The organism is Aeromonas eucrenophila (assembly GCF_000819865.1).
Taxonomy (GTDB): Bacteria; Pseudomonadota; Gammaproteobacteria; order Enterobacterales; family Aeromonadaceae; genus Aeromonas; species Aeromonas eucrenophila.
Genome location: NZ_CDDF01000012.1, coordinates 136,258 through 147,316, shown reverse-complemented (window position 1 = coordinate 147,316; position 11,059 = coordinate 136,258). Strand labels below are relative to the sequence as shown.

The 11,059-nt window shown below is 61.2% G+C and carries 8 protein-coding genes; 1 reads left to right on the top strand and 7 read right to left on the bottom strand.

Annotated features, from left to right (window positions below; all coding sequences use genetic code 11):
* Positions 1-222: 222 nt before the first annotated feature.
* The 3 genes from BN1124_RS13120 to BN1124_RS13110 all read right to left on the bottom strand — a co-directional run bounded on the left by BN1124_RS13120 (position 223) and on the right by BN1124_RS13110 (position 3,530).
* Positions 223-1,983, bottom strand: coding sequence for a DNA repair helicase RadD (locus BN1124_RS13120; RefSeq protein ID WP_042642587.1), 1,761 nt, complete (start codon positions 1,981-1,983; stop codon positions 223-225).
* A 154-nt stretch (positions 1,984-2,137) separates the two neighbouring features.
* Positions 2,138-3,175: an HlyD family secretion protein gene (locus tag BN1124_RS13115; protein ID WP_042642586.1), complete on the bottom strand. Its 1,038-nt coding sequence runs from the start codon at positions 3,173-3,175 to the stop codon at positions 2,138-2,140.
* Between the two features lie 10 nt (positions 3,176-3,185).
* Positions 3,186-3,530, bottom strand: coding sequence for a DUF3302 domain-containing protein (locus BN1124_RS13110; protein WP_082041623.1), 345 nt, complete (start codon positions 3,528-3,530; stop codon positions 3,186-3,188).
* A 228-nt stretch (positions 3,531-3,758) separates the two neighbouring features.
* On the opposite strand from BN1124_RS13110, the gene BN1124_RS13105 reads away from it, so the two are divergent.
* Positions 3,759-5,393: a mechanosensitive ion channel family protein gene (locus BN1124_RS13105; protein ID WP_042642584.1), complete on the top strand. Its 1,635-nt coding sequence runs from the start codon at positions 3,759-3,761 to the stop codon at positions 5,391-5,393.
* A 68-nt stretch (positions 5,394-5,461) separates the two neighbouring features.
* Here BN1124_RS13105 and BN1124_RS13100 read toward each other — a convergent pair whose 3' ends face one another.
* The 4 genes from BN1124_RS13100 to BN1124_RS13085 form a co-directional block, all read right to left on the bottom strand.
* Positions 5,462-6,886, bottom strand: coding sequence for a carbon starvation CstA family protein (locus BN1124_RS13100; protein ID WP_042642582.1), 1,425 nt, complete (start codon positions 6,884-6,886; stop codon positions 5,462-5,464).
* Between the two features lie 141 nt (positions 6,887-7,027).
* Positions 7,028-7,732, bottom strand: coding sequence for a two-component system response regulator BtsR (btsR, locus tag BN1124_RS13095; protein WP_042642581.1), 705 nt, complete (start codon positions 7,730-7,732; stop codon positions 7,028-7,030).
* Positions 7,729-9,417 carry a sensor histidine kinase gene (locus BN1124_RS13090; RefSeq protein WP_042642579.1) on the bottom strand — a complete coding sequence of 563 codons (1,689 nt, stop codon included), beginning with the start codon at positions 9,415-9,417 and terminating at the stop codon, positions 7,729-7,731. The genes btsR and BN1124_RS13090 overlap by 4 nt, the downstream gene beginning before the upstream one ends.
* Before the next feature lie 351 nt (positions 9,418-9,768).
* A complete protein-coding gene (locus BN1124_RS13085; RefSeq protein WP_042642577.1) occupies positions 9,769-11,004 on the bottom strand; it encodes an HD-GYP domain-containing protein in 1,236 nt (411 codons plus the stop codon).
* Positions 11,005-11,059 lie beyond the last annotated feature (55 nt).

Below are 11,059 nucleotides of genomic sequence, written 5' to 3'. Positions count from 1 at the left end.
GGCAAATTCCCCCCCGCCGCTGCCTTGCACTATGACGGCGTACTGGCCTCCCTTGGGCGGGATCAGCGGGGCGGCATGGGCCCCGAGAGAAAACAGGGTGGAAAACAGAGCACAAACACCAATCAACAGCCGCTGCATAAGATCCTCAAACTTGACGAAGAGACTGGCATCGTCTGCCAGTCTTTATACTCAAAATGGATATATTCACCTGTCAGGGTGCCGTCAGCCAAGGGTTTCGGCTGTGCGGTAACGACCCTGATAGTCAAAAATTTTCTCTTTCACCTGCCAGAAGCGCCCCGCCTTGCGGGCGATGACGAAGTCCGGGTGGCGGAATTGGTGGCCTTCGGCCAGCACGCTCTCCAGGGTGGTGAATTCGGGCTCGAGGCCCGGGGCGGGCCAATGATGACGCACAAAGCGCTGTTGAAACAAGCGCCGCGCACCGCTCGAGTGAAAGCCGAAGTATTCCACCAGGGTCAAGCCGTCCTCATCGTGGTAGGTCACCTCCAGCCGCTCCCCCTGTTTGCCACGGCCGCTGGCGAGGGTCAGGCCGGCGCAGCGGATCACCATGCAGTCCTTGAGATTGAGCGCCTCTTTGAGCTTGTCGTCCGGATCCACCAGCAGCTGATCGCAGCTCTGGCAGCGACGGGCGGCGATGTCGTTCTCCGCCCCGCAGGCGGGACAGCTCTTGGCGCGAAAGCGGAAATCGCACTCTTCTCTATGGCCCTCGTCATCCTCGAATAGCCCCTGACAGCGACGGCCATAGTGCTCGATCACCTTGCCATCTTCATCTGTCTTGCCCCAGAAGGTGTTGGCAAAGCCGCAGGCGGGGCAGGGCACCTGCACTGGCTCGGTGCCGGCGTGGGGCCTGGGCTCGCCGACCTCGGGGGCGAACAGGTTGAAGTTGTTGCCGGCATAGTCGAGCACCAGACAATCGGTCTTGCCCAGCGAGAGGCGCAGGCCCCGGCCAACGACTTGCTGATACAGGGACACCGACTCGGTGGGCCTGAGCATCACGATGAGATCCACGTGGGGGGCGTCGAAGCCGGTGGTGAGCACCGCCACGTTGACCAGAAACTTGAGTTCCCGCCCCTTGAAGGCCTGGATCAGGGCATCGCGCTCCGGCCCCGGGGTCTCCCCCGTGATCAGGGCGGCCTTTTCCCCCTTGCACCCGAGCAGGCCGTGAATTTCCCGGGCGTGCTCGACGGTGGCGGCGAAGATCATCACCCCCTGCCGTTCGCGGGCATATTCCAGCACCTGGCCGATGATATGGGGGGTGACCCGCTGCTGGCGCTTGAGCTCGCCATTGAGATCCGCCTCGCTGAACAGACCGTTCTCGCGGGGGATAAGCCTGCTGAAGTCGTAGTGAACTATGGGGGCATCGATCAGGCGCGGCGGCGTCAAATAGCCGTTTTTCACCATGAAGCGCAGGGGTAGTTCGAACACGCAGTCGCCGAACAGCCGCTCCCCGTGGCTCTTGACCATGCCGTGGTAGTGACGGCGGTAAATCCAGCCGAGGCCCAGCCGATAAGGGGTGGCGGTGAGGCCGAGGATCTTGAGCGCCGGGTTGGCGGTCTTGAGATGGGCGATCACCTGATGGTACTGGCTGTCATCTTCCAGCGACACGCGATGACACTCGTCGATGATAAGCAGGGAAAAAGCCCCGTCGAAGGCGTCCAGATTGCGCGCCACCGATTGCACCGAGCCGAACACCACCTGGGCGCTGGCCTCCTTGCGATCCAGCCCGGCGGCGAAGATGTCGGCCTTGAGCCCCCAGGCCTCGTACTTGGCGTGGTTCTGCTCCACCAGCTCCTTGACGTGAGCCAGCACCAGCACCCGGCCACGGGCCTTGCGGGCGAGCTCGGCGATGACCAGGCTCTTGCCGGCGCCGGTCGGCAGGACCACCACGGCGGGATCCGGGTGTTTGCGAAAGTGCTGGATGACGGCGTTGACCGCGTCGGTTTGGTAGGGCCTGAGAACGAACATGGGGATACGGGCTGGTGCAAGATGGCGCCATTATAGGGATCTTGCCGCCAAAATGCAGCGTGAGGTGGCGGGACCCCGAGGCAGAAGCGCAGAACTTGGCATCAAAAAAAACGGGCCGGAATGATTCCGGCCCGTTGGTTCACTGCATCGCAGCTTAGTGGAAGGGGAACAGGTAGTTGAGCCAGCTACCCATGCGCATCAGGATCTTGCGCATGATGGCCACGTGGTGGACATATTGGGTGTAGATGGCGGCCTGACCGCTTGAGCCTGCGATCACCTGATACTTGGCCCACTCGGGGTCGGTGATCTCGAGAACGATGGGCAGGCGGCCCGGCAATTGCGCCGTGCTCTGATCGATGAGTCCGGCCTGAGCCTGAATGTTACCCGGCGCCATGGCGGGGATCACGGACTGCACCTTGGCCTTGAAGATCTTGCCGGGGATACCGTCCAGCACCACCTCGGCCTCATCGCCAGCCGCCAGTCGTTGCATGCTGTTCTGCCAGAACCAGCCGACGTAGTAGCTGGCATCGTCATGGATGAAGGTCATCACGGGGCGATACATGAAGGGGGCGGCGATCATGCCGGGACGCAGTGCCAGCTGCACTACGTGGCCGTCGCTCGGGGCATAGACCACGGTCTGCTCCAGCTCGTACTTGGCGATGTTGAGCTGGGCGTTCAAGTCATCCACGGAGGCTTTCTGTTGGTCAATCTGGGCGACGATGTCATCCACATTGGCCTGGGTGACGTCGAGATCCCGCTGTTTGCCGATGCCGCGGCGTACCAGCTCCAGGGCACGATCCCGGTCCAGACTGGCGGAGCGCAGCCGGGCATCGAGTGCCTTGAGGAAGTCCCGGTTCGAGGCGAGCCGTGCGGTCAGGCTGGCCACTTTCTGCTCGAAGGGCTCGGCTTCGATACGGAACAGCACATCACCCTTCTTGACCTTCTGGTTGGCTTGGACCGGCACCTCGGTGACGCGACCCTTGACCAGCGGGACTATAGGGGTGGAGACGTAGTAATTGCGTGCCAGCTCCGAGTAGGGGTGGTTGTAGTTCATCAGTACGATGAGCGCCCCTATGATGAAGACGCCGCCGAGCACGGCCGTCGGCACTGTCCACTTGTTGAGCGGGATCTTGAAGAGCTTGAAAATGCCTACACAGATGGCCGTGTAGGTGAGGATCAGTAGCAAGTCCATGAATGATTACCTATTTATCGGTCTGTTCGAGCGTGGTCATACGGGCTTGCAAGGCGGCAAGTTCTTGCTTGAGTGTCGAGATCTCATCTTCGTCTTTTTGCAGACGTTGATTGAAACCCCACCCGCGGTCGGGGCGATAAATCGTGGCCCAGATCCAGAGGAAAGGCCAGAGCACGTGCAAGGTGAACAGACTCACCCAGCCTGCTACGTGAATGGCGTCCTGATGGGGGTGGTTGCGGTGCTTGGCAATTTCATACGGAATATCGTGAATGACGATGACGCCGTAGAACATGACCAAGACGACAAACACCAGTATCCCGAGGGCAACGTAGGTAAGTATGTAGTCAGGTATCATCGATTTCTCCCATCCAAGTCGCGAGGAAATGCCCTGTATCGTCTAGGCAGGGCATCCGGCCATGATGACAGCATATTAGCTCAGTGCAAGAGTGCAACAGGGGAGTTGATATTCCGGTACAGCCTCGGTTAACCGGTTGGTTATTTCTCCATCACGATTGATTTATTTCTGTAAAATCAATCAAGAAAAGGGATTCGTATGCTTCGACACAGGGAGAAGGGGTGAGCGATGACGAGACAATGGAAGATCGGTGCATTGTTGACCGGCATGTGGTTGATGAGCTTGCTGCACGTTGGCTCGAGCTGGGCGGCGGAGCCCAGGATCGCCCCCACCGAGGAGGAGCGAGCCCGAACATTGGTGCTGCTGCATGAACCCATCGTCATGTTGCACGCCAAGTATGGCAGCCTGGATGGGGCAGCCCGGGTGCGGTTGGCCCATGAGCGGATCCAGGCCATGGAAGTCTCCGATCTGATACCGCCGGTGACGGTGCAGCAGGGCACGCGGCACGGCCAGGACAGCCGGGAGTTCCTGGTCAATGGCAAGCGCATCCTGGTGCTGCTGGCCGGGGATCTGGACGAGTTTGATGAGCTGACCCTGGATCAGGCCGCCGATCGGGTGCGGGTTCGTCTGGACGGGGTGCGCACCAAGTATCTGGAGCTGCATTCCACCCCTTATTTGCTCAAGGCCGTCGGCAAGACGCTGGTGGCCAGTCTGCTGTTCTTCGCGCTGGTCTGGCTGCTGCAAATGGGGCTGCGACGCGTCAAGAAGTGGCTCGCCAATCGTCTGCTACTGCAAAAGGGGCTGATACCCCATCAGTGGCGCCAGCTGGTGGGCAATCTGGAGGCCAGGCTACTGAGCCTGTTGGTGCTGCTGCTGATCTTCATGCTCACCTACGGCTGGCTCACCTATGTGCTTGGGCTCTTCCCCCAGACCCGGGCCTGGAGCGAGCGACTCGGGGATTCCCTGTTCGATCTGTGTGGCGACATGCTGGAGGGCTCCATCGCCGCCATGCCGGGTCTGGTGACTGTGCTGCTGATCGTCATCATCACCCGCTTCTTCATCAAGATGCTGGCCCTGCTGTTCGATCGTGTCGAGAACGGTCAGCTGCGGGTGCAAGGAGTGCATGCCGAGACCATAGGCGCCACCCGGCGGCTGCTCTCAGTGGTGATCTGGCTGTTTGCCCTGACGGTGGCTTATCCCTATCTGCCGGGGGCAAATTCCGATGCCTTCAAGGGGATCAGCGTCTTCTTCGGCCTGATGGTGACCCTGGGCTCCGCTGGCATCATGAACCATGCCATGAGCGGCCTGGTGCTCATCTACTCCCGCGCCCTGCGACCCGGCGATCTGGTGCAGATAGGCGACGTGGAAGGCATGGTGACCGAGCTCAATGCCCTCTCCACCAAGCTGGTGACGCGCCAGGATCACGAGGTGACCCTGCCCAATGCGGTGGTGGTGGGGGGCCGGGTCACCAACCTCACCCGGCTGGCGGGAGAGAAGGGGGTTGCCCTGCTGACCAAGGTCACCATAGGCTACGACACCCCCTGGCGTCAGGTGCACGCCATGCTGGAGCTGGCGGCCCGGCGCTGCCAGTTGCTCAATCAGGAGGAGGCGCCCCTGGTGCGTCAGCTCAATCTGCAGGACTGGTATGTGGAATATGAGCTGCAGGTGCGGATGAAGGGGGATCTGTTGCCCGCGGTGGTCAAGACGGAGCTGCACGGGCACATCCAGGACGTCTTCAACGAGTTCGGGGTGCAGATCATGTCCCCCAACTTCATCGCCCAGCCGGATCAGGCGGTGCTGGTGGCGAAGGAGCACTGGTATCAGGCCCCGGCCGAGCCGCCCCAGGCGACCGGCAAGGAGTGAGAGAGGCAAACAAAAAGAGGCCCGGCAGCAATGCCGGGCCTCTTGTCATGGGTTGAAGACGGGAACTCCTATCGGTTCTCTTTGGCCTCCCTTAACCGGGAGGGCCTGAACTTGATCAGGAAGGCCAGGGTCATCAGGGAGGTGGTGACGACCCCCAGCATGGTGGAGATATTCATCGGCAGACCGAAACCGATGGCGGCATTGCCCAAGAAGGTGATGCAGACGGTGGTCATGAAGATGGCCGGGATGGTGCAGACCCAGTGCAGCTTGCCCTCCTTGATGAGGTAGGCGGCGGCGGCCCACAACATGATGGCGGCGGTGGCCTGGTTGGCCAGACCGAAGTAGCGCCAGATCACATCGAAGTCAGCCTTGGAGATGATGAAACCGAGAATGAACATGGGGATGGCGATCAGCAGTCGCTTGGCCATGGGCTTCTGGGTCAGTTTCAGGAAGTCCGCGACGATGAGGCGGGCACTGCGAAACGCGGTGTCGCCAGAGGTGATGGGCAGGATCACCACGCCGAGGATGGCCAGGATGCCGCCGACGGTGCCAAGCAGGCTGGTGGACACCTCGTGCACCACGGCCGCCGGGCCGCCGTTGGCCAGGGTGGCGTTGAGCGCTTCGGTGCTCTCATAGAAGGAGAGGCCCAGGGTGCACCAGATGAGGGCGATGACGCCTTCGCCGATCATGGCGCCGTAGAAGATGAAGCGGCCGGACTTCTCGTTTTGCATGCAGCGTGCCATCAGCGGGGACTGGGTGGCATGGAAGCCGGAGACGGCGCCGCAGGCGATGGTGATGAACAGCAGCGGCCAGAGCGGCAGATCGGTCGGGTGCAGGTTGGAGAAGTCCATCCCTGTGTTGTAGAAGCCTTTGCCGGAGACGATGAGGCCGACGATGAGACCGACCGACATGAACACCAGCAGGGCACCGAAGATGGGGTAGAAGCGACCGATGATCTTGTCGATGGGAACTATGGTGGCGAGGATGTAGTAGGCAAAGATCGCCGCAATCCAGTACACCAGATCGATGGAGGTGAGGTTGGCCAGCAGGCCTGCCGGGCTCAGCACGAAGACCACGCCCACCAGCATCAAGAGCACTACGGCGAACAGGTTCATGAAGTGCTTGGCAGCGGTGCCCAGGTGCTCACCGACCACGGTCGGTACAGAGGCGCCCTTGGCACGCACCGACAGCATGCCGGAGAAGTAGTCGTGGACAGCGCCGGCGAAGATACAGCCAAACACTATCCAGAGCATGGCGACCGGGCCGTAGAGGGCGCCCAGGATGGGGCCGAAGATGGGGCCGACCCCGGCGATGTTGAGCAGTTGGACCAGATAGACTTTCTTGTCCGACATGGGCACATAGTCCACGCCGTCGGCCATGGTGAGGGCGGGGGTGGCTCGTTCGGGTTTGGGGCCAAACAGCCGCTCGATGAATTTGCCATAGATGAAATAGCCAGCCACCAGCAGGCCGACACAGAGGAAAAACCAGATCATTGTTACGCTCCAGCATTGTTATTTTATGGTGTGCGTAACCAGTCTAAGGGGGGCTTGCCATTCACCGCAGGTAAAGGCCGTGAGCGGCGACCTGGCGGCATGAGCGGTCGCTGGCTGTGATCCGGCGCACAGTCGTGGCCCTCACTCCAGGCCCAACTCCTCCTTCAGCTCCTTGAGATAGCGGCGACTGACCGGCACCTGAGCGCCGCTCGGCGTCACTATCTGGGCCAACTGATTGTCCAGCAACTGGATCTCGTAGATGGCGGAGGGCGCCACCAGATACTGGCGATGGCAGCGCAGCAGCGGCGTCTTCTCCTCCAGGGATTTCAGGGTCAGCTGGGTGTGAAACAGCTCCCCCTGGCAGGCGACGTGCACCCCGCCGAGATCGGAGAAGGCAAACTCCACTTGCTCTATGGGCAGCAGCCGCACCCGATTGTGCAAATAGCCGGGAATGTGGCGGATGGTGGGCGCCAACACCGCCATGGGCTGCGGGCTGAGATCCTGGCGCAGGCGTGCCAGCGTCTTGGCGAGGCGTGCCGGCTCTACCGGTTTGAGCAGGTAGTCGAAGGCGTTCTCCTCGAACGCCTGGATGGCGTAATCGTCGAAGGCGGTGACGAAGACGATGCGGGGCAGGGGGTCCAGCATGGCGACCAGCTCCATGCCGCTGAGCTTGGGCATCTGGATGTCGAGAAACACCACATCCGGCCTGAGCCGCTGGATGAGAGGGAGCGCCTCGATGGCATTGGCGGCCAAGCCCAGGATCTCTATGTCGGTTTCGGGGCCGAGCAGTTCGGCCAGCTCTTCGCGGGCATAGGGTTCGTCATCGACGATCAGGACGCGGATCATGGGGTCTCCTTGGTAGTCAGGGGCGTCTTGGGCAGGGTGATGCAGACCCGGGTCCATTGCTCGGGCTCACACAGCACGCGGATGCCGAAGCGATCGCCGAAGGCACTCTTGAGTCGCCGGTCCACTATGCTCATGCCCAGCCCGTCTCCCCCCGTTTCCGCCTGCCAGGTGCCGGCATTGTCCTCCACGCAGAGGGTGATCTGGTCGGGGCCTTCCTCTGCAAAGAGTCGGATCCGCCCTTGCTCCAGCAAAGAGCTGATACCGTGCTTGATGGCGTTCTCGATGAGGGGCTGGAGCGTGAAACTCGGCAGTTGCAGGCTGGCCAGGTGTGGCGGGATCTCGTTGACCACGGTCAGTCGTTCGCCAAAGCGGGCCTGCTCGATTTCCAGATAGGACTGGCAGTGCTCCTGCTCCTCTTGCAGGGTGGCCAGATCGCTCTGGCGCTTGAGGTTCTTGCGAAAGAAGCGGGAGAGGTGCAGCAGCAGCTGGCGGGCGCGCTCGGGATCGCGTCGGGTGATGGCGCTGATGGTGTTGAGGGTGTTGAACAGGAAATGGGGGTTGATCTGGGCCTGTACCAGCTTGAGCTCGGATTGCACCAGCAGCCGCTGCTGCTGCTCCAGCCGTCCGCTCAGCAGCTGTTGTGACAGCAGGTTGGCGATCCCTTCCCCCAGGGTGTGGTTGATCTTGAGAAACAGCCGTTTCTTGGGCTCATAGAGCTTGATGGTGCCGATGACACCCTTGTCTCCCTGCAACGGAATGACCAGCACAGAGCCGAGCTGGCAGGCAGGGGAGATGCTGCAGCGATAGGGCTGGCGGTTGCCGTCGGCAAACAGCACCTTGTTCTGGGCGATGGCCTGCAGCGTGATGGTGGAGGTGATGGGGGTACCCGGTTTGTGGTGTTCCTCGCCGATGCCGATGAAGGCGAGGATCTTGTCGGTGTCCGTGATGGCGACGGCGCCGACCCCGGTCTCCTCCTGCACTATGTGGGCGATTTTCTGGCTCGCATCGCGGGTAAAGCCCTGGGTCATGATGCCAACGGTGCGGTTGGCGATGGTGAGTGCCTTGGCGGAGAAGACCCGGGAGAACTTCTCGTACATCCGTTGCTGATCGCGGATCATGCTGATGAAGAGCGCCGCCCCGCAGGAGTTGGCCAGGATCATGGGGGTGGCGATGGTGCGCACCAGCAGCAGGGACTTGTCGAACGGGGTGGCGACCAGCAGGATGATGACCATCTGCAGTATCTCGGCGTAGAGGGTGGTGAAGAAGGCGATTCTGGGCTTGAACAGCGCATCCACCCGGTTTGCCCGCATCAGCCGCCAATGCACCAATCCCCCCAGCAAGCCCTCGCAGGTGGTGGAGATGGCGCAGGCCAGATCGGTAAAGCCCCCCAGGGTGTAGCGGTGCAGGCCGCCGGTCAGCCCCACCAGAAACCCCACCAGGGGCCCACCGAGCAATCCCCCCAGCACGGCACCGACGGCGCGGGTATTGGCGATGGCGTCATCGATGTCCAGCCCCACATAGGTGCCGAGCAGGCAGAAGCAGGAGAAGATGACGTATATCAGCACCTTGTGAGGGAGCCTGACCGAATAGTTGGCCAGCGGGCGTAGCAGGGGGCTCTTGGAGAAGAGGTAGGCGATGACCAGGCTGACGCTCATCTGCTGGAGCAGGGAGAGGACTAATTGCATAAAAAACATTCCTCCTATGTCGTGCCGGGCCTGGGCCTCATCCGCTTGTTCTGTGAGCCGGATCGTGTTTTGCCGTACCCCTTGGCCGTGTCGCCGGGCAGTTTGCCAGAATGGAAAATTAAAACCATATAAAATCAGTACGTTAAATTGATATTTGTGTAAATGTGACGAGCTTGGTATTGCTGGAGAGAGCATGAATGTGTCCACCGGACACGCCACACGGAGGTGGCATGCTCCGCCCAGCCCTCGGCTGGGCGTTTTTCATCCAGCCCCGATAGCGGACTATTTAGGGGGGGATTTGGTAATTATTCAGGTTTGTCCAATGAGTTATCCCCAGCTTCTGGGGATAACTCAGAAGGCAAAATAGTAACAAAAACGCCGGGTCAGGTTGAAAAACAGCCGCTGTCCCTCATCCAGCTCCTCCTGCCTGATGCAGGCCGTGATGCTGCGCACATCTTCCCGCAGATCGATCATCTGCACGGCTTCCGGGCGCTGGCCCCTGACATAGGGCAGCAGCTTGGGCTTGAGGGGCATGCTGGGCTCGGTCGAGAGCACCAGTGCCACCGACCCGTCGTCGAGACGAACCAGCGAGCCCGGCGGATAGACTCCCAGCACCTTTATCAGCAATCTGACCAGATCTTGATCGAATTTCTTCTGGGACAACTTGTAGAGCTGGCCGATGGCCTGGCTCGGCGCCGCCGGGTTGATGCTGCTGCGCGGGTGCAGCAGCTCGTCATAGTAATCCACCAGGCCGATGAGGCGGGCGAGGGGAGGGATCTCTCCCCCCTTGATGCCGAGCGGGAAGCCGGTGCCATCGAGCCGCTCGTGATGCAGGTGGGCCACCTCGCGGATCCTGGGCTCAAACGCCTTCAACTGGGTGAGCATCTCCAGCCCATATTGGGGGTGCATGTTGAGGAAGTTGAGTTCGGCCTTGCTGAGCTCCCCCCGCTTCTGGGTGATTTGGCTCGGGATCCTGAGCTCGCCGATGTCGTGTACCAGCCCGGCCAGGCCAGCCTCCTCGATCTCGATGGGGCTCATGCCGAGCTCGCGGGCCATCAGCATGGCAATGAAGGCCACGTTCAGGCTGTGTTGCAGCAGGATGTCGGTGTGCTGGCTGCGGATCAGGTGCAGCCCGAGTGTGCCTTCGTGTGCCCCTATCTGGGCGGCGGCGCTACGCACTATCTGCGCCGTGTTGGCCAGTCCCTCATCAGGCTTGAGATTGAGGGCACCCAGGGCATCGCGCAGCTCGGACAGGGATTGGCCGAACGCCTTGTCGGCGGCGCGCAGGGAGCGGCGAAAGGCCTTCTCATCGAATAAGGGGAGTTCGGGGGGTTGCCGCTCGTCTTGCGCTTGCTGGCTCTGGTTCAAGGGGACGGGGTCGGCGTGCAGCAGAGGCTCGACGGGCAGATCGCTCTTGTCGGGATCCACCATCAGCAGGGTGAGTTCGAGGTGGCGGAGAATGTCGAGTTGTTGTTGGTCGCGGATCTTGAAGGTATTGAACAGGAAAGGGTGGCTGGTCCAGCCGGTGGGGAGGTGGATGTAGTGGCCGACTCTCAACTGCTCGATGGAGGCTTGGATCAACGCCATAACTCGCTCTTGTGTCGTAGTTACCTACCAACAAGCTAGCAAAATTAAGCAGATA